This window comes from Tumidithrix elongata BACA0141, assembly GCF_036349135.1.
Taxonomy (GTDB): domain Bacteria; phylum Cyanobacteriota; class Cyanobacteriia; order Pseudanabaenales; family Pseudanabaenaceae; genus Tumidithrix; species Tumidithrix elongata.
This window is the reverse complement of the sequence record NZ_JAZBJZ010000016.1, coordinates 1-21,804: the sequence shown is the minus strand read 5'-3', so window position 1 is coordinate 21,804 and position 21,804 is coordinate 1. Positions and strand designations below refer to the sequence as shown.

The following is a 21,804-nucleotide window of genomic DNA, read 5'->3' as shown; positions in this document are numbered from 1 at the left end:
CTACAACACGACCGCGACGTCGAAAATAGCCTTAACAAGCCAAGTCAGCCAAAATTGTTGGAGATCGGAGCTAATGTGTTGCCCATCCTTCATATAGACCATTTCAGGTTGCAGACAAAACTGCTCGATCAGCATTTCAAGATTTTTAGGCGTAAATTCACTTTCTGTTGTAACTTTGTCAAAAATCGATCGCCCAATAATTTCTGATTCGTTATAGCCAAAGAAATCTAAACCGTATCGATTGAGGAAGAGGACAATACCCTCTACATTTACGCGCATAATAATACAGTTGACAGTCTGCACGAGATCGCGATACTTTTGTTCGCTTTGTCGCAAAATTAGTTCTGTTTGTTTGCGCGAGGTGATATCCTCACCCACCACCAGTAGGTGTGGCTTTTCATTTAGCTGAATAATCTCACCACTAAAGATAGCGTTGCGAAGTTCTCCCGATCCCGTGAGATATGAAGTCTCAAAATTGCGCACCAATCCATTCGCATTCAGTTCGCGATAGAATCGCGTGCGATCGCCCTCCTCGCTCCAAAAGCCAATCTCAAGGGTTGTATAACCAATCACTTCTTCACGACTGCGTTCCGCATATTTCAAAAACGTGTCGTTGACATCTAGATAACGGCTTGTTTCTAGAGAGACGATCGTAATCGCCAATGGGCTGCCATAAAAGGCTGAGGCAAACTTTACTTCTGACTCTCGCAGTTTGGCCTCGCTCTGGCGGAGTTTCTCTTCGGCTTCTTTGCGATCGCTAATATCTAAGATTACCCCATCTAACCATTGCACCGTCTCGCCATTGGCATAGTAACCACGCCCTGTTCCGCAAACCCAGCGAATGCTGCCGTTGGCATGGATAATTCGATAGTCGATCGCATAGGAGCTTCTTGAGGCAATTGCTTTGTGCGTTTGCTGCATCACTTTTTTCACATCCTCTGGATGCACGATATCTCGCCAGAGACGAGAACCACTGATAAAGGACTCAGGGGGATATCCAGAGATCTCATCGACTCCATGACTGAGGAATACGACCGTCCAATTATCATCGCAAAGACAGCGATAAACGATGCCAGGTACATTGGCTACGAGCGCTTGAAATTTCTCCTCGCTCTCGATTCGAGCCTTCTGTTCTTTTTTGAGCGTAGTAATGTCATGTTCGGTAACCAAAAAATAGTCTTGCCCTTGCAGTTGAATCGCCTCAATGGAAAGAAGCATCGTTTTGAGACCTGTCTTGAAACGCAGGCAAGCCTCAAAATCACGCACATATCTTTCGGTTTTTAACTGCTGATACATCCGATCTCGTTGAGCTAGATCGATCCAGAGATTTAAGTCTAGGTCTGTGCGACCAATCACCTCCTCGCGGGTAAAGCCAGAGTGATAGAGAAAGGCTTCGTTCGCATCAACAATTTCCCCATTCTCTAATTCGAGAATATTTAAGGGTGTGGGGCTATAGTAAAAAGCCTTGGGAAACTTTTCTTCGGCAGTTTGCAAAGCCTGCGCTGTGGTTTGGCATAAAAGCTCTAGCTCTTCTAGTCGCTGGGTTTGTTCGATCTGCTGATTTTGGAGCGATCGCAGCTCGATCTGCGTCTCAACTTGAGCCAACACTTCCCGTTTGTGGAAAGGAGCCGTCAGATAGCCTATGCCTCCAGCCTCATACCCCTTATCTTTGTCGGCGATCGCTGTTTCCCCAACTAGGAAAATTACGGGAATATCGGCGATCGCTGGCATAGCTTTGAGCTTTTGGCAAATCTCATAACCGTCCATGTCGGGTAGGGTGAGATCCAATAAAATCATGTCGGGTGGGGATGATGAGATAATCTCTAAAGCTGCTGAACCCGTGCTTGCAAATTTAACCCTGTAGTTGCTCTCATTAAAGATCGTCGCAAGTAGGTGACTTTGCTGTTGCTCGTTGTGGGCGATCAGAATGGTTGCCTTAACAGATGCTGTATCGAAGTTGCTCATGGAGACTCCTAGGGAATGGCAGCAAGTCCCTAAATTATAGGAGGTTTTCAGCCATCGGTCTATTTCCTTCTTAGGAAAGAATTGCTTAGGAGTGCAACTTGAATCCTTTATTATTTCATTAGGATGACGAAATAAATCTCTTTTTGTTCCTTGGTCGATCGCAACAACAAAGAAATTGGAATTTACACGATTTACTAACAGAAAATAGTCTACCTATCCTTTATATAGATATAGTTTCAGTAAAAACAATATCCGTGTGTCGAATGACATACTTCTAAAGACATAGATAACAAAGCCCACTTTTACTAAACAAAAGAAAATAGAATTCTTGCCAACAAATTTAAAAAATCTTGGGAACAACATCAAAAACTATCAAGTCAATAGACTCGTGTTTAGCAGGAAATACCCAATATGAATTCTCTTACCAAATTATCTATCCCTTTTGCCCTTGGTCTTGTTGCAATTACCGCGATCGCCTCATCTGCATCAGCTGACGAAGTCGTAGGACAACCTGGTAGCTACTTAGGCGCAGGTGTCTCGCTCAATGCCCTTGCAACTACCCCATCTGCTTTAGGTGCAAATATTACAGGTCGTCTAAAGTTTGACAATTCGCCCATCTCACTTCGCAGTACAGTTCTATTTGGCAATGGTGGAACCTCTGTAACTCCCACGGTTTCCTATGACCTACCTGTTAGCGATCGCGCCAGTGTATATCTAGGTGCTGGTGGTTCCTTTAACTTAAATAATAACAATACGCTAACAGGCGATCGCCAATCCTTTGTGCTCCAACCGGGCGCAGAAGTTAGTGTCAGCAAACAAGTGGTTCTCTATGGTAATGCGATCGTTCCCATCAGTGGCTCGACCATTGGCTCCGCTGGAACTTCCGTTCAAGGCGGTGTTGGCTTCCAATTCTAAGTTCGACCTCTAAATCTTAGTTTATCTACCTCGATGCCTCCTTCCAAAATGGAAGGGGGCTTTTTTAGCCATTATGGTAGGCTGAAACTGCAATCGGCGATCGCGTTACAAGGTGTCAGTTCCTGAGAGCTGCTTAAACTCCTACAAAAAGAGAGACATTAAACTTCCGTAAGTATTTCTTGAAGTATTAGTGCCACATCCTCTGATTTTTCCATTGATTGACTACAACACAACCGAACTCTTTCATGGTATTTTTTATTCGCGATAAGTAACCATCTAGCTGCTTTTTGAATAATTTGATTGACCAAAAAATCTTCACTATTTTCGATACATAAGGCTGATATGATACGGTTCACATATATTTCAGATCCAGTTGCTATAAAAGATGCCCATAAAATATCTAAAACATTTGGATAATCAATGGGTATTTTGTCAATTTCTGGAGGGGACATTGACAAAAGCCGATCGATTAACATTTTTATTTCTGGATCGCCATTTTGAGATAAATAAGCTAGATATTCCTTTGATTGGTGATTATTTGAAATCCAAAGCGATCGAACGAGCGCTTGTCGATCTAAGATAGACAAATCATTTAATTGAGAAAACCATTCAGCTATTTTAGTTGGATTATCTCGAAAGATAAAACTCAAAAAAAAGACTATTGGTTCTTGAGTTAATTCGTTAGTTAGATAACCTTCTTTGTGAAACGTAAAAATTGCTCTGGGTATAAGATCGGGTTGAGGATTGTCATAGTAGAAACTCATCCATGTTTCTAGTTGTGACAAAGACAGAGCTTTCATAAATAGAATGTCAGAATTATTGTCTAGCGCTACTTATTTTAATTTTTTAATGCAAATTTTAATGCAAAAATGATTTCTTACTAAACATTAAAGTATTAGATGTTCAGAAAAAATTAGGCTCTTAATTAATCAATGAGAGTAATTTGAGTCATAGATAATATCCTTGGCTTTTTTTCAATGCCTGTACTTCTAACATTAACTTTATCTCCTATTTTCATCTCTCTACCTAACTCTTCAATGATTTGCTTTTCTTTACCTCTAAATTGAATTTTTTCTCCTAATTGAAAATCGCAATTTTCATAAACAATTTCATCATCTTTTACGGTAAAGAAACACATGTATTTAGGATTATGTCCGCCTTTGTCCACATCAGTTTTAGAGATGCTTTGCACGGTTCCTTTAACTGTAATCACCCATCCATTACTTATAACTGGCATTTGCTCTTTTTGCTCCAAGCTAGATTTACCAAGAGCTCTCTGAATCCACGATGCTAGTTTGTTTATCATTTTTTCCCTAGATAGCCTTACCTACAACTTTCAACTGAGAAAAAGTAATTTTCTACTTACCCTTTTTCTTTTTTCCACCTCCTAGTTCTGGACCAATACGTTTTTGCATAATGTCCCCAACCAATAAAGATGTTTCTCCTCTTCCTTTATTAAAATTCTTTTCAATACTCTTATATAGGGAGTCAGGAATGCATACGTTGCCTATACCTGCGGATGGTGCTGGTTTACCAGCACTTTCAACTGCCTCTTTAGCAAATGTAGTGCAGTTATAGAAGAACACTGAATACTGGGCATTTTTCTTCGATTCTGCATATTGTAGGACGCTATCTACTTCTTTACGAGTTAGATCGTAAGATTGCGTGGCTTTTGCATTATGCATATAATCTGGATGAAGGACTTGTCCAGCTACATATGATTTAAACGGATTTGGGCTATAACCTACTGCATCAGCGGCACGTAACTGAATTCCACCCCAAGTTAGAGCTATATCTACATCAGATTGTATTACCTCGTCTCTCATATATTGTATGATTTCTTCTCGGGGAGCGTCAGGATACCTTTCTAAAAGATCGGCGAAAGTTTCATCATAAGTCTCCTTATTATCTATCAAAAGCTGTTTAAATATTTCTGCCTCCGATAGACCTCCATAATCCTTCCACTCAAATTTATTGGGCCAAAATCCGAATGGATCGCCACCAGTTTTAAGTTGGTTCTTATGAGCATCAGGCAAATCATCTGGTATGTTAGTAGGATCTTTCCATTCAAGCTCGACCCAAGTATGACCAACACTTCCCGAATTAAGTTGTTTTAATAAGTTCATACCAGGAGCGTCAAGATCGGCATGCATATGCAGTTTTGCCACTGGCAAAATTGCATCCAAATCCGGCGCTTCTGTGGTTGCATTACTTCTCCCACGATTAGTTTGTATTAAAGAACGGTTGACCATAGATTGTGATTGAATAGCCGCTCCATTCTGCTGCACCACATGGGTCAACTCATGAGCAATTAGCTCCTGCCCCTCTCGACTGCTCGGATCGTAGGCTCCCTGCCTAAAGAACACATCCTGATCCGTCGTGAATGCCTTCGCCTGTATAGATTTGTTCAGCTGGTCAGACTTCGCATCCGTATGCACCTTCACGCCGCTAAAATCTGCTCCCATTGCCTCACCCATCTTTGCTTGCAGATTGGGATCTAAAGATTGACCGCTACCCCGAGCGCTTTGAATCGATGACTCCAAATCTGCTGATGCTTCGCCCCCAGCTAAAGTGTCTCGTCTTTGCACCAAAGACTTTGCCTGCAGTTCTTCCTCTTCCTCTGGCATCCCTTCTCTCTGTATTGCCTCGGAGAACGGTTTCATCTGAATTTCCTCTTCCTCCTCAGGATCGCGCTGAATTGAGGAGATTGCAGGCTTCATCTGGAGCTTCTCTTCCTCTTCTGGAGCTTCCTCCCGTTGAACGCTTTCTGGCGCATTGATCTTTTGTACGACTTCCGATGCGACGCGATCTGCCTCTTGTTCGTAGCGATCGCCCACTGCCCCGATCGCTAACTTAGCCTGAATCGTTTTTGCTTGATTTTCTTTATACCGTTGTACCATTTCCTGATGTTTTCGCTGCATGATGCGCTGTGACGAGCCGCGTACGGGCGTATACCCATAATTGGGGTCAGATGCTGCGTTTCCTCCCTCCATAACCCTTTGCCGCATCTCGTCCAACTTGCGTTGCATGATATTCTGTGACGAGCCGCGTACTAAGGCATATTCATGATTGGGCATCGGTTCTGCGTTGCCTCCCTCCTTAGATCGCTGAACGATACCCTGCCATTTTCGCTGCATCACGCTCTCAGTCGAGCCTCGGTTATCGTTACCAGAGAAGCTCAAATCTGTATAGTAAAGATTTTTTTGAGAAGATTGTTTTTCCTGACTTTCTAAGTCTCTTTCTGCTTGAGAGGATTCCGCGTTTTGTGGTGCAGCAGATTGCTGGACTTGAGAAGGTGCAAAGGGGCGCGTTTGAATTTGTACGGCAGGTGGAACAAATGATGATTGGGCTGCGGGCTTGCTTACATATTCGCTCATGATCGAACACCTCTCTTTGAATATTACCTAAATTTCAGGTTAAGCTGCAAACAACAAGACTTGACAAAAATCCATAAGCTCCTCATAGAAAGGATTTAGAGATGTTTGCGATCGCTATAAAAACATCGGCTTTTTTGCAATGAGCATATTTTAGCCGAAACTCCGCTTAGAGTGCGAGTTTTTGTAGGGATACTCGAAGAGTCTCTTGAGATCGATCGCGGCTAATAACTTAGCGTAATTTTTATAGACGATCGCTGCTTAATTCCTTAAAAATATCCAAATGGGCGATCGCACCAGTTAGGAGGTGGGGTTTCATGCTTCAATTCAGCCGACAAGATTGGCGATCGCTAATTTTATTGCATCAGTAAGCCTTCTCCCGAATAACTTGGAATAGCATCAGGAATTGACCTAAAAATATTTGAATCTTACGTAGATGGTAAAGCTTGTAAGCTAGATTTATCAACGGGATTGACGGGGCTCGAACCCGCAACTTCCGCCGTGACAGGGCGGTGCTCTAACCAATTGAACTACAATCCCTCGTAGTCACTTAATTTGTTTATTTTTAAGCGATCTCCATTTTGCTTATTAAAGCAATATTTGTCAATCATTTTCTAAAAATAGGTTTGCCATGCCCCTTATTGCCATATCCACAGAGGTATCCCACTGGTCTCAACCTCAAATTGCAAGCGCGTAAACGCCTCATTACCGCCAGGAAGAAACCGACTGACCAAAGACTTGGGTGGCTCGATCGCGTGAAACTTGGTTTTCTCAGGGTCGAGCCCCACCAATTCGGCAGCCCATCGCCGCGCATCATTCTCCGTGCCGAGGCGATCGACGAGTCCCAGTGCCAAAGCTTGTTCGCCCGTGAATACGCGCCCATCGGCAAACGATCGCACCACATCTGGACTGAGTTTGCGTCCCTCTGCCACCGTCTGCACAAATTGGTTATAGCTGCTGTCGATCAAGGCTTGCAAAATCTCTTTTTCAGGCTCGGTAAGTTCGCGATCGAAGGCAAGAATATCTTTGTAAGGCCCTGATTTAATGACTTTGAAAGAAACGCCAACTTTATCTAGGAGTTTCTCTAGGTTGTTGCCGCGCAGGATCACGCCAATACTGCCCGTAATCGTGCCGGGATTCGCCACGATATAGTCAGCCCCTACGCCAATATAGACACCACCACTTGCCGAGATATTGCCAAAGCTGGCGACGATTTTGATCTTCTCTCTGGCGCGCTTCAGGGCATCATAGATTTCTTGGGAGTCACCCACCGTCCCCCCGGGGCTGTCAATGCGTAACACCAAAGCAGGAAAGTGGTTTTCTTGGACAAATTCTAAAGCTTTGAGAATGCGGGTGCGGGCTTGGGAGGCGATCGCACCCGTAATTTCAATTTTCGCGATCGTTTTTTTAAATCTGCGGTTGAAGGGCCAAATCATTTGTTTTTCGTTATCAGGTATGAAGTTCTTAAAAAAGCCGAACGCTAATTGCTTAAGTTCTTCATCCATTTTAACTCGACTAATTAATCGGTTTTCTCAATAAGAGACGGCGAGGGCTGCCCATGAGCCATTGGCTAAGTTCTGGATCGAAGCGGTGAAAGTTATAGCCCATATCATCGTAAAGCGATCGCGCGGCAAAGTTATTCTCTAGGGCATGCATATATACCTGCGAACATCCCCAACTTTTAGCGGTTTTTTCGACGGACTTAATCAACAGTTTTGCTGCCCCTTTGCGCCGCCAGTCTGGATGCACGGCTAAGTTAAATAGGTAGGGATATTGGCGATCGCTATTCCAGTTAAATAGGGGGAAAGAAGACGAACCAATGGGAATATGACGCAAGCAAATCTCGGCACTGGCAACGATGCGATCGGGTTCGGCGTCTGGAGTCACCACAAAACAGGCATAGTGGGGAGTAAGATCGAGAAGGCGATTGTTTAGATCGACAGAAATTCCCCAACGGATAATCGGGTAAAAACAGTTGGTGAGAAATGTCCAATTTCCTTTGCGATCGCAGTAAAAGCTTATTGCTAAAACTTCAGCGACTCTGGCAATATCCTTATGCTGTGCTAGCCGAATATCAAACAATGAGTTTTTCAAGAATGATTCTGCCACGACCCCAACAATAAATGTCTTAAATTCTATCCTAATGTTGTTAACGATCCGTCCGCGCAAACAGTTTGGTCAGCATTGGCTGCGAAGTGACAAAGCCCTCAACAAAATCCTACAGGCATCTCAACTCAGCGAAAGCGATCGCATTTTAGAAATTGGTCCCGGTACGGGCAATCTGACGCGTCTGTTGTTGCCTCGGGTTAAAACCGTTACCGCTGTCGAGATCGATCGCGATCTATGTCAGCAGTTGCGCCAAAAGTTCGCCAAAGATTTATTCCCCAAAAATTTAACCGAGTCCGCTCGATTAGAACTGATCGAAGCCAGCATTTTAGAAATTCCCTTACCTGCTTACACCAATAAGGTGGTTGCGAATATTCCTTACAATATTACGGGCGAGATTTTAGAAAAGTTACTGGGTAGCATTGCGCAGCCCCAGCCGCAATTTGAGCGGGTCGTGCTGCTCGTCCAAAAAGAAATTGCCGATCGCCTTGTGGCAAAAGCAGGGCATAAAGCCTACGGGGCTTTGAGCGTGAGAATGCAGTATCTCGCCGAATGTCAATTTGTTTGCGATGTGCCCGCCCAAGCCTTTTACCCCGTGCCCAAAGTTAACTCAGCTGTCGTTTGCCTCTTACCGCGATCACCAATTCAACCCGCCTCCGATCCCAAGGCTTTAGAAACCCTGATCAAAATGGGATTTGCCACCCGCCGCAAAATGCTACGCAATAATTTGATGTCGCTGATTGATCGAGATCGCCTTGTGGTGCTTCTAGAAGAAATGCAGATCGATCCGCAGGTGCGTGCTGAGGATCTCAGCGTGGCTCAATGGGTGAGCTTAAATGAGGCGATTCTTGCAATGTAAGAACGCAATATTTGGGCATAAATCTTCGCAATCGCATGAAGCTTTGATTAGTTACACTTTGATGCGATCGCAATTTTCCTAGGCAAGAACTGTTCACTAATAACTATTCACCGATCCCTGACTACTCTAAGCTCCAAAATATTCATAGAAAGTTCTCAAGGTTAGCCGTGCAGATTACAAACTACGATCCAGGTGATTTTTACGATGAACTGTTTATCACCGCAGGTCAGCCCCGCCCTGAAGCAACACAGTTGGTTGAAAAAATTAATGCCTTAGGCGAAGGCGAACTAATTCAGCGGCAGCAGGCGGCGAGTTTGGCTTTGTTTAAACTAGGCGTGACTTTTAATGTCTATGGCAGCGAGCAAGGTACAGAAAGGGTTTGGCCGTTTGACATCATTCCACGCATTATTCCAGCACAAGAGTGGTTGGCGCTCGAAAAAGGCTTAAAGCAAAGAATCTACGCGCTCAATTTGTTTTTAGCCGATATCTATGACACTCAAAAAATTGTTAAAGATGGCATCATTCCCTCAGAACTGATCGAATCTGCCTCTGGCTTTCAACGGGCTTGCATCGGACTCAAACCGCCCAAAGATATCTGGTGTCATATTACGGGTACTGACCTCGTCCGCGATCGCGCGGGTTCCATGTATGTACTTGAGGATAATCTGCGTTGCCCTTCGGGAGTTTCCTACGTGCTAGGCAATCGCCGCATTATGAAAAGTACGTTCCCACAGGTGTTTAGCAAAATGGATATTCGCCCCGTCGAGGAATATACCAGTCACTTGTTAGAATCTCTGCTCAATCTGGTGGATGATGGCATTTCCGATCCCAATGTGGTCGTTCTTACCCCGGGAATCTATAACTCCGCCTATTTCGAGCATTCCTTTTTGGCACAACAGATGGGTGTGGAGTTGGTGGAAGGACGAGATCTGGTGGTTATGGATGGCTACCTCAAAATGCGAACCACCAAAGGATTTCAAAGGGTTGATGTGATCTATCGCCGCATTGATGATGACTTTATCGATCCATTAGCCTTTCGTCCAGATTCTCTGTTAGGCGTTCCCGGCTTGATGGAAGTTTATAAGTCGGGTCGGGTGGCGATCGCCAATGCCTTAGGAACGGGAGTCGCTGATGACAAGGTGATTTATTCCTTCGTGCCTGAAATGATTCGCTATTATCTCGATGAAGAACCCCTCTTAGCGAATGTACCCACCTATTTATGTTGGGAAGAGAAGCAACAAGCCCATGTTCTCGCCAATCTCGATAAGCTCGTAGTCAAAGCCGCCAATGAATCGGGTGGCTATGGCATGCTGATCGGGGCTCATGCCACAGAGGCAGAACGTCAGGAGTTTGCCGTCAAAATCAAAGCGAATCCTCGCAACTATATTGCCCAACCCACACTCTCCCTCTCGCGCGTTCCAACCTTAATTGACGATTGCCTCGAAGGCTGTCACGTTGACCTGCGCCCCTACATTCTTTACGGCAAAGAAATCTTTGTCAACCCTGGTGGGCTGACTCGCGTGGCACTCAAGCGCGGTTCGCTCGTCGTCAACTCTTCCCAAGGTGGCGGCAGCAAAGATACTTGGGTACTCAATTCCTAGTCATTTCTTAGCCATTTCCTAGCCTAAAATCCAGCATTGAAAACATGCTCAAAGCATTCACAATGCAAACACTAGACGTTACTAAATTAAAGACTGTAATCTGCGCGGAACCCCAAAATCGAGGCGATAATTTCTAATTATAGAAGGCGATCGCGCCGCATGAAGCACATCAAACCTACAGTTATGTTCGATCGCCTTCTATAATAGGTTTAGTTCAAGTCCAGTAAGAATTTTAGATTATGGTTTCAGTTGTGGTAAAGCCAAGTGATATTCTGCATCAGGCCGATCCTGAGCGTTTACATCGTATTCGTCACACTTGCTCTCATGTGATGGCAATGGCAGTACAAAAGCTATTTCCAGAGACAAAGGTCACGATTGGCCCATCGACTGACACTGGCTTTTACTACGATTTCGATCGCGCCGAGGCATTTACGCCTGCCGATCTTAAAGCCATCACCAAAGAAATGAAGCGCATCATCAAGGCAAATCTGCCCCTCGTGCGCCAAGAATTCGATCGCGCCACCATCAAAGCCGAGATCGAAAAACTCAACGAGCCTTACAAATTGGAATTGTTGGATGCGATTCCCGAAGGTGAAATCATTACACGCTACACGATTGGCGACCCTGCTGTTGCCGCAAAGCCTTGGTGGGATCTCTGTGCGGGGCCGCATTTAAACACAACAGGCGAGATTAATCCCGATGCCTTTGAACTAGAGAGCATTGCTGGAGCCTATTGGCGTGGCGACGAAAAAAACGCGATGTTGCAGCGCATCTATGGCACGGCTTGGGAGACCGCCGAGCAGCTAGCCGCTTATAAAGAACAAATCGAAGAGGCAAAACGCCGCGACCATCGCAAGATTGGTAAAGATTTACAGCTATTTAGCATTCAAGAAAAAGCAGGTGGTGGTCTCGTATTTTGGCATCCACGCGGCTCGACCATGCGGAACATCATCGAGAGCTTCTGGAAAAATACCCACGTTGAGAATGGTTACGAACTCGTCACAACACCGCACATGGCGAACCTCGATCTGTGGGTAACTTCGGGGCACAACGACTTTTATCGCGAAAGTATGTTTCAACCCATGAAAGTGGAAGAACAGACTTATCAAATCAAACCGATGAACTGTCCTTTCCATATTTTGATTTACAAAGATTCTCTGCACTCCTATCGAGAGCTACCCATACGCTGGGCAGAGTTGGGAACGGTTTATCGCTACGAGCGTTCTGGAACCATGCACGGTCTAATGCGCGTGCGCGGCTTTACCCAAGATGATGCCCATATTTTCTGTACGGAGTCACAGATGGCCGAAGAGATTTTGGGCGTTCTGAATCTAGCTGAGAAGATTTTAACGACCTTTGGGTTTGAGAACTACGAGGTGAATCTCTCTACTCGTCCTGAGAAGTATGTCGGTTCCGAAGAGATTTGGGATAAAGCCACCAATGCCCTGCGTCATGCCCTCGACCAAAAGGGTTGGGCTTATATCGTCGATGAGGGTGGTGGTGCGTTTTACGGGCCCAAAATCGATATTAAGATCGAAGATGCAATCGGGCGGCGTTGGCAATGTTCCACAATTCAGGTGGACTTCAATTTGCCCGAACGCTTTGATATGGAATATGTGGGAGAAGATGGCAATCGCCACCGTCCTATCATGATTCACCGTGCTCTGTTCGGCTCCTTAGAGAGATTTTTTGGCATTCTCGTCGAAAACTTTGCAGGCGACTTTCCCTTGTGGTTAGCTCCAATTCAAGCGCGAATTATTGCTGTGTCCGATCAACTGCTAGACCATGCCAATCAGGTTGCTGCCCAAATGCAGAAGGCTGGGTTGCGCGTGCAGGTCGATAACAGCGGCGATCGCATGGCAAAACAAATCCGCAAAGCCGAGCTAGAAAAGATTCCTGTAATGGCAGTGATTGGCGCGAAGGAAGTTGAGGCGAATACGCTCAGTATTCGCAGCCGCAAGCATGGCGATCTGGGTGCGATCGCGCTTGAAGAAGCGATCGATAAAATGCTCGCCGCCGTTCAAAATCACGGTTGGTTTTGATTTTGCGAATTAGCTAGGGCACTCCCCCTGTGGTTGTCCTAGCTCTATTCTCCTAGATTACACCTCAATTTATTAGCTGGATGGAAGGGTGCGATCGCATTCAAAAAAATCTCGATAATAGCGATCGCAATTGACCGCGAAGTGAGACTTAACAAACTCTTGCTTTAACTGTAAAGTCTCTTGTTCGTATTATAAAATCGTTTCAACTGGCGTTAAGATTAAGCTATATAAGCTCAAAGAAAAACCTTATGAACTTAAAAGATAGCCTACTAAACCGTATCACTCAAACTGCTGGACAATGTGGCGGTCGTCCTTGCATTCGGGGAATGCGAATTCGTGTGACTGATATTTTGGAGATGCTAGCTGAAAATGTTAGCGCTACTGAGATTTTAGAAGATTTTCCCGATTTGGAACTTGCTGATATTCAAGCTTGCCTAGTTTTTGCAGCACGACGTACTGATTTCCCTAGACTGACTGCATGAAAATCTGGATTGATGCTCAGTTGCCTCCAACTCTGGCGGATTGGATAACTAGTAATTTTGGAGTAGAAGCTACATCTTTGAAGGAACTAGCGCTCCGAGATGCGAAGGATATCGAAATCTTTGAAGCAGCAAGATTTGCAAATGCAGTGATTATGACAAAGGATAGTGATTTTATCGATTTGGTTTGCCGACTAGGAACGCCTCCTCGAATTTTATGGTTGACTTGCGGTAATGTTACCAATCGTAATTTACGAAAGCTTCTCAGCACTACTTTGCTAGATGCTTTAAAGCAATTGGAGCAAGGAGAAGCAATTATAGAAATTAGTAGCGATTCATCGTAATTGATTTGGGGAATTGTTTGACAATTATGTTTTTATTTAATGGACAAACCCCAATCATTGAAGAGGTTTGACATGCTATTTCCATACCTCTCGCAGGTTTCTAGCATCTTCTATAGTCATCATATAGTCCTTCATCTTCTGGTGCGTAGCTCTTTAAGAAGGCATCGTGAGAGCGCTCGGCTACAAAAGATTTTGGCTGAATCGTAATAAGCCATTTACCTTTTCCGATTCCTTCAACAATAGAGCTGGGAAGTGTGAGTTTCTCTCCATCTTGAAGTTCTATCTCGAAAGCTAATTGTAACAACTGGCTTTTCATATAGTACAGATATCTAAATATTCAAGATCCTATCACAGAGCTAAGTGTAACTTTACGCGATCGAGGAGTGCGATCGCGTGAAGTCCAATACAAAAAGGCTAGAACTGGGTTGTTTTTGGGTTTTGACTTTCGCTCAAGCACTCTATGGGCTTGCGATCGCATTCAAAAAAATCTCGTCAATGGCGATCGCGATCTCGGCGAAACTTTCAAGGGTTATAACTTCGCCTTTTGTGTATTGCTTGATATCCTGATAACCTGTCTCGTCGGATTGTCGATAGACTTCTAAAGTCTGGGCTTCTAGGTTGGCAATCCAGACTTCGGGGATGGTGGCTTTGGCATAGAGTGGAACTTTGATCTCGCGATCGTACTTTAGGGTGGTGTCTGAGACTTCGATGAGCAAAAAGATATCGGCGGGGGTAGGATGGCTGTTGATATAACGACTGCTTGGACGTTTCACAAGGGCGATATCGGGTTGTGGCTCGGAGCGATCGCTTAAATGAACTGGATTTTGTTGGCGAACGTGGGCAAAATGGATTGTTTTTGTGGTTAAGATTTCTGAAATATCGGAAACACAAATCGCGTGTTTGGTTCCAATTGGTGACATTTCAATAATTTCTCCTTCGATGAGTTCTGTTCGTTGGGTTATGTCTAAAATGCCAACTTCTGCCATTTTGTAATATTGCTCGACGGTGAAGCGATGGCGTGTTGGGGTGTAGTTTTTGGTGGGTATTGTGACCATGACTTACCTCGATTTTGGGTTTAGTTGGTATGGCGGAGGGAAGCGATCGGTAATAAAAGCTCGTCTTCAATCTGCTGTCTTGTCTCACGACTGACAAGACATTCTGTATTTAAGCATTCTACGAGGAATTGATTCCCAAGATGATACTTGTGCAACTCATCGATTTGTGTGGATGTAAATTGGAACTCGCGACCAATATTACAAGATTTAATCATCTGCTCTTTCAGCTTTTCTGCCAATTCTTTCCACTCTTCTTTCCACAGATTACATGACCCTCTATCGTCATTCCAATTTTGACTTAAATCACGTGCCTTAATCTGGAGATTTTCTAACTGATTATAGAGTTCTGAATAATTACTTATTTTATTCATTTTTAGAGCTATGTCAGTAGCAGATTTAAACTTCCTGATAGAATCAACAACCCATGCAATATCATCTGAACGTGAACGATCACAGACAATTTGAAGATTATGAATAATTTGCCTGATAGCAGCTAGAACTCGATCAAGAGTATAGTCAAGATTTTGAGTTTTAATATGATCGAGATCATAGTTTCGATCAAGAACACAGATAAATTTGAAATTCTTTTTAAAATCTTCAGCCAGATTAAGATCTTTATGAAGGGCAAGAGCACGGGAAAGAGCAAGATAAAAGTAATAGGCTCGAATTGCTACAGGTTTATAAGGTTCGTTCACTGATCGCGATTTTTCATCAATCCATTGTAAAAAAATCTGTAAGTTCTCATCTCCTGTTAATATATTATCAATTGCATCTTTCATCCCTATTAGCAAAACATTGGCACTATTTTTAGGTGACATTTCTACACTCAATAAAAACACCTCACGCCATTTTTTGTCGTTCAAGTGAGAGATTAGTTCAGCCAAAACTTTAGGAGAGGACTGGCGTACCCTAACAATCTCGTATGCAGTTAGATATTCATGAAATGTCAAATGAGAAAAAGAATAAAACCCGTCAAATCTTTGAGTTAACAGTCCATGTTGAGATTCTATAGAGGTTAAAATTTCTCTTCCATTAGTTAATAATGCTTCGCGATCTCCGATTTCGTATCGCAAATCCTTAATATATTCAGCAATTGTATTTGCCGCTCGATCTCGTCGAAATACCAATAGATTCTCTTGAAATGTCTCGAATGCTAATTGGCTTAGCATTTCTTCTTTTCGCTGGGTTGAGAGTCTTTTATAAATTTCGTCTCGTTTCTTGCTACGACTATTATCCCAACGTTCCATTAATAGTTCAATTCCTTTTTCATAGAGTAAGGCACGACTTTCATAAAAGTCATTTCTTTCAGCAAAAATGAGGCATAAAAGAGTAAGCAGTAGAGGATTAGGAGCTTGGTGGTTAATGCGAGGACGCTCGTTTAACTTTGCGAAAAACTGGTTTGATTTCTCTATATCGTTAGCAAACCATTTCTCAACGAAAGAACGTATTTGTGCTTCATCAAATTCAGCTACCTGTGCTACTTTAAACCGAGGGAAAATATACTCTTCTGCTGCAATCCGACAGGTAACAACAATACGAGTTTTCTCATATGTATTAGCAAAGCTCTCAATTTCACGAATCATATCCATGCGACTCTCGCGAAGAACTTCATCCAGTCCATCAAGCAATACCAAAGCCCGACCCGCTCTTAAAATCGACTCTAAAGCATTAGGGGTATTGATATCACAGGCTTCCCATTGTTTATCGATAAATTGAATCAGAGATCCGTTTTCTCCTGCATAGTACTGTAAGGTGACAAAAATTGTTGCATGGTCTGGTTCAAATTCTCCTGCATTATTCATGATTGCTAGATACTTGAGAAATGTAGTTTTCCCCGAACCTGGTCTACCTAAAATCATTAATCTTTCGGCTTGACTGACCGCTTTTAATCCATCTATACGTGGCTTCTTCAATTCAAGTCCTGCGTAACCATATTGTTCCCAATCTCTTGTTCCTACTTCTTTGAGATATTCTTCTTCAGTAAGAAATTGTCTGATTGAAGATTGCTTAAAGAACCTAACGTCAGTGTAGATGTCTCCCAATCCAATTTCTTGGGACATCGATAAAACGTGCATTATTCCACAGCGCTTGCGAATATCAGCCTCACATCTTTCCCGCGCCAGTTGCACTAAGGCATCAATATCTAGCGAATCATTCTCTTTTTCATTGATAGAAGATACTATTTTTTGTCCTGTCACCTCTTCCCATTCCAGATCCAGCGCATTGCAAATCTGTACAAAAAACTGACGATCTACTGGCTTACCTGTAAAGAAGTTTGAGACGGTCGCTAGCGCTATATCCAATTCTTCCGCAAATTTCTTTTGGCTTAGTGCTTTTCCTATCAAAGCTTTCCTAGCGATATGAATACCTATTTCTGTTGCAGTTAGCGATCTGTTAAGCATTGCAAAAATCTCCTACAAGCTTCAGTAAATTTACACCTTTTCGCTCATTTTGAGCAAGTGATTCAAAGTCATACACAACTCAGTCATAACTCAGTCATCACTCAAACCTTTATTGGGTAGATGTTTCAGTAGATTAAATCTACGCTAATCACATCGAATTCAATCAAGATTTATGGAAAGCCAACAAGCTACAACTACCCAACAAGCTACAACTACCCAACCTGCGACCATTACAACTCAACCAGCGCCGATCACTGTGGAAAGGCAACAAGCTACAACTACCCAACCTGCGACCATTACAACTCAACCAGCGCCGATCGCCAGCGTACTTACTCCAATTTCGTGGGCGATCGCAGCCGCAATTGTCCTTGCAGCATTGGGAGCATTTCTTCGCGACCTTGGTAAAAAGTGATGCCAAGGCTAAAGCGCTGGAGTTGTTGTCACCAAGCAAAAACTCTAGCGCTAACCACTCGATCTAAAAACCTTCTATCCGTGCAAACTCCCCCAGAGAGGCTAAAATTCTCATCTATAATGGAGTTTCACCTATCTAAAGCGTGAAGGGAAAAAGCTAAAATGATTACCTTAGAAACCGCGATCGCCAAAATCAAAGAATTCCCCCCTGAGCAGCGACTCGAAGTGATCAAATTTGTTGAGTTCTTAGAATTTAAGATAGGCAAAACCAATCAAACTCAGCAGACTGTAGAGTCAAAGCAAACAACGATTTCTTTTACCGAAGCCGCAAAAGAGTTTATCGGTTGCCTCGATAGCGATCTAGAAGACTTATCTCATAACTCCAAATATATGGAAGGCTTTCGATGAACCTCTCCCTCCCAGCCTCCCTCTCCTAATAGGAGATGGAGGAGCAAGAAAATACAAGGTTTTTAAGCCCCTCGCCTTGCAGGAGAGGGGTTGGGGAGAGGTCAAACAAGACGCAAGAGAAGCATTAGAAATTCAGAATTGTGGTGGAATTTCCTGAGTCTGCCGATCGCTACGATTCAAATGTATTAAAGCACTTGCTCCGCCTAGAAATAGCAGCCAAACAAAAACGATCGCCCAATGGACAAACGCGATCGCCCAGAGTGAACCTGTGAGCTTGTACACTACCGTACAGGCAACACCCAACAGTGCCGCCAGCGACAAAAAGACGGGATGAAAGAACGTGGGATTCCCTGCGCGAAAATAGGTGACTGCCTCAAAGGGATGGTAAACCACAAAAGCCATAAGGCTAAACGCTGCCCAAGCCAGCCAAACCGAGAGCGACACGCCTTCCGTGGGATGGGGAAGCAACCAGACGCGAAACAGAACTTCTTCAGAAATTCCTGGAACCAAGAAGACTTTGAGGGCAAAACCAGCGCGTTGTAGCCAATTTAGACTGATGAGATAGGCAATATCCCAATGGATAAATTTGGTATAGAAGCCGATCGGTAACGCGATCGCACCATAGATCGCAAGGACTCCCAAGGTCAGCAACCAATCTTTAAAGGAGGGCATCGCCCCGAAAGCTTCAAATAGTCGCGAGAAGGTAGAGGGAATGACGTGATATTGCTCTAGCAGTTGGGTTGGAGCCAACGGCAAAATATCGGGATTCCAGCCTCCTACTTGGTTTGTACGCAACACCCATACCTTCGCACCCCGTTCTAAAAACAGCATCGCGATCCGATCGTGTGCCACCCGTGGAAGTACCGTGCGCCAGCTCAGAAGTTGCGTCCAGAGGCTATCCTCACGGGCAAAGTTCTGCTGGCGTTTAATTCCCACCAAGATATCGGAATTTTGCTGCCAATCCGCTCGGACAATGCCCAAGGGAGCGAGTTCCCTCTCGATCGCTCTGCCCAGATCGACCAATTGCTGAAAGCGCAGCGTTTGCGGATCGTTGGGATGCGATCGCAGCCATGTTTGAATTATTGCCGAGTCGCGCACCTGTTGCTCGATGCGTTTGATCGTTCTAAATACCGCTTGACTAGCATCTTGGACGCAAGACAGAGCAGGCTTGACCAGAGCCGCACCCGTGCCATCGCCGATACGATAGTGGGCGATTGTAATATTGAGCTGCTGCTGCAATTCCCGCACAGGCGAAAGTACAGTTCCGTCAAAGTTATAGTCCAGCAACACAGGATCGAACTTAATCAGCGTATCGGAGACAGGACGAGTTCCCAACCAGCCCCTTTGCAAACTGCCCATATACTCAGCCCAAGTCAGGGTTCCTGCCACGATGCCATTGGGGTTGTGGGCATAGACCTGTTGATAGCGAATCTCAAACCGCAACGCCTGCGTAAACGGATCGCGAATTACTTCCGCCCATCCATAGCCAAAATGTCCTGTCACGGTTCCTGGAACTGCAATTGGTTCTGCCAACTTCCCACCAATGCCACCAAATAGGTGTAAAACGAGGGCGCGATCGCCTTCTTTCCAATGACTCAGTGCCGTTTCTGTTGACTCCTCACTTGGATCTAAAAGCACTTTTTGCAGCGTTCCCTTGCGATCGGGCATCTTGTGCCAACTGCGTTGCTTGAGGAAGTTGATACCAGCCTCTTCTCCAAATAGAATTTCATCAGGCTGTAGTTGTAACAGCGAACGCGGTGCGATCGCTTGTACGACAAATCTTCCCTGTCGATCTTTCGCACCGTAAATGTACCAACCCTGACCACCCGCAGGCGATCGCTCCAATTGTCTCGGCGTCGATTGAAACACCCCATCTCTACCTGCAAGGACTTGGGGAATCAGCACGACTTCCTCAATGCCATCAAATTGCTGCGTGGCGGGGTTGTAGTGACGCACGCGCATTAAAGAACTGGGACAGGGCTGTGACTCAGGACATTGAGCGGGAATCTCCCCCCCCGTTACAGGCGACAGAATTTGCACGAGGGCATAAAACCTACCTGAGATTTGAATGGGTTCTTGGCTGATTTGCAAGAGCGGCTGACCTGCTTCCACGCTCACCGTGACTTGCTCTAGCGTTACCACCATGTCATCTTTAGGACGCACTCCTGCCAGCGATCGCAACGCCCCCACCTGCTGTTGGCGATCGAGCCGCGTAGGATGGATATTGCCCGTGCGTTGACCTTCGATCGCATCGGCAGTAAAGTTCACATCTTTGGTAACCGCTTGCAGATAAGCCCGAAGCTCAGGGCTATCGTTCCATGTTAATTTCACCTTCTTGCCAATCAACTCGCGATGTGCCAAGGGCGTCTGCCAAACCTCAAGCCAAACCCAGTCTGTCCCATCTTGACGTTCTGATATCTCTGGCAAGATCAACCGTCCTTGCCATTCCCCCACCGAGCGATACAGGCTTGAATCCACACTTTGCTGAATCGGAAAATTCGTGGGATCGTTAAAGGCAGATTGCGATGCGATCGCGTAGTCAGAAATGCTATCGGGTGGGCGATCGGCAGGTTTCCCCTGTAGATTGAGCCGCGTAAAAATCACCAGAGCAGCCGCACCAACTGCTAACAGGAAAAATATCCACCGACGCCGCTGAATCAGATGCACCACGTAAAACTTCTATGCGCTGTGTTTAATCAACTCTTATGAGGATTTATACCACTCTCAAAACAATCTACGACATAGATTGTTTTGAAGACTTCGCCTAATAAGGAATTTGTGCGGCAAGCTGCTGCACAATTGGCTCGTCAACATATGCTTCAGCAAAAGACTGCATATATTTCAAGTTGCGGGATGAAAAGCCCTTGATATCAGGAAACTCTTTCTGTAGGTCTTTAGACAGACTATCAATGACTTGTGTACCCAGCGCTGTTGCTGTTGGCGGGTAAGGATGTCTCTGCCGATTTGCCAATAAAGTAGCGCCAGTTCGCGAATGACGGCTAAAGCTGCCCGTACCTTTGCCGAACTGTTTCAAATCGCGTAGAAAGTTGTCGTAGTCGTCGCCTAGCTTTAGCAAGTTAACTATCATAGGAAAATTGTATTGGTTAGGAGGCAAAAACTGCTACGAGTTATTAACTTGGCAATAATAGAGCGTCCATTTTTTAGGTAGCAACCCTTGAAACAACGGGATCTCCCTTAATATCTAAGGTTGCCGGGTTAATAAGTGGGTTTTCTGAATCCTACTTTTCTTTTCCTCTAGCTGTTGTTCGAGTTGCTCTAGCAGGGCTGTGCCGCGATCGCCCATTTCTTCTAGGCGGTGGCGTAGGAGTTTTAGTGCCATGGGTGAGAGTTGGACTTTGCGGTTTTCCCAGCGATTGATTGAGGCGAAGGTGACGCCTAGTTCGGCGGCGAGTTGTTCTTGGGTTAAGCCTAGGCGAAACCGTAGTTCGCGGACTAATTCTGCTGATTAGATTTCATTGGTGGCGAACATGGAAAGATCGAGGATTATCACAGATATACCCATGTTATCTTGATTTTCGAGAGAATTGAGCTGCCAACATAACGGACAGATTAGTGATGCACCTTGTCATATTGAATACGGTAACGGACTTTACTAAGTTACTGACACATTTCACAGGGTTTCATCCGATCTCTTAACTTTACGTTTTGCTTTCAATAACTTAACCTTCTCTGGGTCAGCATCCTTACTCCAAACAATTCGATGCCCTTGGAGTTCAGCACAACGATCGCGCAGGGTTTGTTGCCAGCTTTGAAAATGGGCAATTTCCTTTATGGGCATCTCTAAAAATACAAACAAGAGTAGGAAGGGATTTGAGGAAAATG

Annotated in this window: 19 protein-coding genes, 1 tRNA gene and 2 pseudogenes; 8 read left to right on the top strand and 14 right to left on the bottom strand. The window is 44.6% G+C overall.

The features are described from left to right. Positions 1-1,965, bottom strand: coding sequence for a PAS domain S-box protein (locus tag V2H45_RS06160; RefSeq protein WP_330482745.1), 1,965 nt, complete (start codon positions 1,963-1,965; stop codon positions 1-3). Positions 1,966-2,376: 411 nt separating this feature from the next. On the opposite strand from V2H45_RS06160, the gene V2H45_RS06155 reads away from it, so the two are divergent. Continuing rightward, entirely contained in the window at positions 2,377-2,880 is a 504-nt protein-coding gene (locus V2H45_RS06155) for a porin family protein (RefSeq protein ID WP_330482744.1), read from the top strand. Positions 2,881-3,038: 158 nt separating this feature from the next. On the opposite strand, the gene V2H45_RS06150 is transcribed toward V2H45_RS06155, so the two are convergent. From V2H45_RS06150 to V2H45_RS06125, 6 genes are all read right to left on the bottom strand, one after another. Then, positions 3,039-3,680 (bottom strand): hypothetical protein, encoded by a 642-nt coding sequence (locus V2H45_RS06150; protein WP_330482743.1) that lies wholly within the window; start codon positions 3,678-3,680, stop codon positions 3,039-3,041. A 125-nt stretch (positions 3,681-3,805) separates the two neighbouring features. Next, on the bottom strand, positions 3,806-4,186 hold the full coding sequence (locus V2H45_RS06145) for a hypothetical protein (RefSeq protein ID WP_330482742.1): 381 nt from the start codon (positions 4,184-4,186) through the stop codon (positions 3,806-3,808). A 52-nt stretch (positions 4,187-4,238) separates the two neighbouring features. Beyond that, positions 4,239-6,257, bottom strand: coding sequence for an eCIS core domain-containing protein (locus V2H45_RS06140; RefSeq protein WP_330482741.1), 2,019 nt, complete (start codon positions 6,255-6,257; stop codon positions 4,239-4,241). Between the two features lie 463 nt (positions 6,258-6,720). Beyond that, a tRNA-Asp gene (locus V2H45_RS06135) sits at positions 6,721-6,794 on the bottom strand. 98 nt (positions 6,795-6,892) lie between these two features. Continuing rightward, the gene (gene sppA / locus V2H45_RS06130; RefSeq protein ID WP_330482740.1) at positions 6,893-7,690 is read right to left on the bottom strand and encodes a signal peptide peptidase SppA; all 798 of its coding nucleotides are present in this window, start codon (positions 7,688-7,690) and stop codon (positions 6,893-6,895) included. Positions 7,691-7,769: 79 nt separating this feature from the next. After that, the gene (locus V2H45_RS06125; RefSeq protein ID WP_330482739.1) at positions 7,770-8,363 is read right to left on the bottom strand and encodes a GNAT family N-acetyltransferase; all 594 of its coding nucleotides are present in this window, start codon (positions 8,361-8,363) and stop codon (positions 7,770-7,772) included. A 34-nt stretch (positions 8,364-8,397) separates the two neighbouring features. On the opposite strand from V2H45_RS06125, the gene rsmA reads away from it, so the two are divergent. From rsmA to V2H45_RS06100, 5 genes are all read left to right on the top strand, one after another. Next, a complete protein-coding gene (rsmA, locus tag V2H45_RS06120; RefSeq protein ID WP_330482738.1) occupies positions 8,398-9,219 on the top strand; it encodes a 16S rRNA (adenine(1518)-N(6)/adenine(1519)-N(6))-dimethyltransferase RsmA in 822 nt (273 codons plus the stop codon). Between the two features lie 167 nt (positions 9,220-9,386). Next, on the top strand, positions 9,387-10,820 hold the full coding sequence (locus V2H45_RS06115) for a circularly permuted type 2 ATP-grasp protein (protein ID WP_330482737.1): 1,434 nt from the start codon (positions 9,387-9,389) through the stop codon (positions 10,818-10,820). Positions 10,821-11,059: 239 nt separating this feature from the next. Beyond that, positions 11,060-12,862, top strand: coding sequence for a threonine--tRNA ligase (thrS, locus tag V2H45_RS06110; RefSeq protein ID WP_330482736.1), 1,803 nt, complete (start codon positions 11,060-11,062; stop codon positions 12,860-12,862). Positions 12,863-13,110: 248 nt separating this feature from the next. Beyond that, positions 13,111-13,344: a DUF433 domain-containing protein gene (locus tag V2H45_RS06105; RefSeq protein ID WP_330482735.1), complete on the top strand. Its 234-nt coding sequence runs from the start codon at positions 13,111-13,113 to the stop codon at positions 13,342-13,344. Next, positions 13,341-13,685 (top strand): DUF5615 family PIN-like protein, encoded by a 345-nt coding sequence (locus V2H45_RS06100; protein ID WP_330482734.1) that lies wholly within the window; start codon positions 13,341-13,343, stop codon positions 13,683-13,685. Before V2H45_RS06105 ends, V2H45_RS06100 begins: the two co-directional genes overlap by 4 nt. A gap of 100 nt (positions 13,686-13,785) precedes the next feature. On the opposite strand, the gene V2H45_RS06095 is transcribed toward V2H45_RS06100, so the two are convergent. From V2H45_RS06095 to V2H45_RS06085, 3 genes are all read right to left on the bottom strand, one after another. Then, positions 13,786-14,001, bottom strand: a complete 216-nt coding sequence (locus V2H45_RS06095) for a hypothetical protein (RefSeq protein WP_330482733.1) — start codon at positions 13,999-14,001, stop codon at positions 13,786-13,788. Positions 14,002-14,143: 142 nt separating this feature from the next. Further along, entirely contained in the window at positions 14,144-14,740 is a 597-nt protein-coding gene (locus tag V2H45_RS06090; RefSeq protein WP_330482732.1) for a Uma2 family endonuclease, read from the bottom strand. 20 nt (positions 14,741-14,760) lie between these two features. Continuing rightward, positions 14,761-17,142, bottom strand: a complete 2,382-nt coding sequence (locus V2H45_RS06085; protein ID WP_330482731.1) for an NACHT C-terminal helical domain 2-containing protein — start codon at positions 17,140-17,142, stop codon at positions 14,761-14,763. A gap of 172 nt (positions 17,143-17,314) precedes the next feature. Between V2H45_RS06085 and V2H45_RS06080 the strand changes: the two genes are divergently transcribed. Both V2H45_RS06080 and V2H45_RS06075 read left to right on the top strand, forming a co-directional pair. Then, positions 17,315-17,554 carry a hypothetical protein gene (locus tag V2H45_RS06080; RefSeq protein ID WP_330482730.1) on the top strand — a complete coding sequence of 80 codons (240 nt, stop codon included), beginning with the start codon at positions 17,315-17,317 and terminating at the stop codon, positions 17,552-17,554. A 161-nt stretch (positions 17,555-17,715) separates the two neighbouring features. Continuing rightward, on the top strand, positions 17,716-17,961 hold the full coding sequence (locus V2H45_RS06075) for a hypothetical protein (RefSeq protein ID WP_330482729.1): 246 nt from the start codon (positions 17,716-17,718) through the stop codon (positions 17,959-17,961). A 132-nt stretch (positions 17,962-18,093) separates the two neighbouring features. Here V2H45_RS06075 and V2H45_RS06070 read toward each other — a convergent pair whose 3' ends face one another. The 4 genes and pseudogenes from V2H45_RS06070 to V2H45_RS06055 all read right to left on the bottom strand — a co-directional run. Further along, positions 18,094-20,631, bottom strand: coding sequence for a CPBP family glutamic-type intramembrane protease (locus tag V2H45_RS06070; RefSeq protein WP_330482728.1), 2,538 nt, complete (start codon positions 20,629-20,631; stop codon positions 18,094-18,096). Between the two features lie 97 nt (positions 20,632-20,728). After that, positions 20,729-21,049, bottom strand: a pseudogene (locus tag V2H45_RS06065) (DUF1016 N-terminal domain-containing protein); the annotation flags it as partial. Positions 21,050-21,163: 114 nt separating this feature from the next. Next, a pseudogene (locus V2H45_RS06060) lies at positions 21,164-21,409 on the bottom strand (helix-turn-helix domain-containing protein); the annotation flags it as partial. 183 nt (positions 21,410-21,592) lie between these two features. After that, positions 21,593-21,804 (bottom strand): hypothetical protein (locus V2H45_RS06055; protein WP_330482726.1); only part of this gene is annotated, 212 nt, incomplete at its 5' end.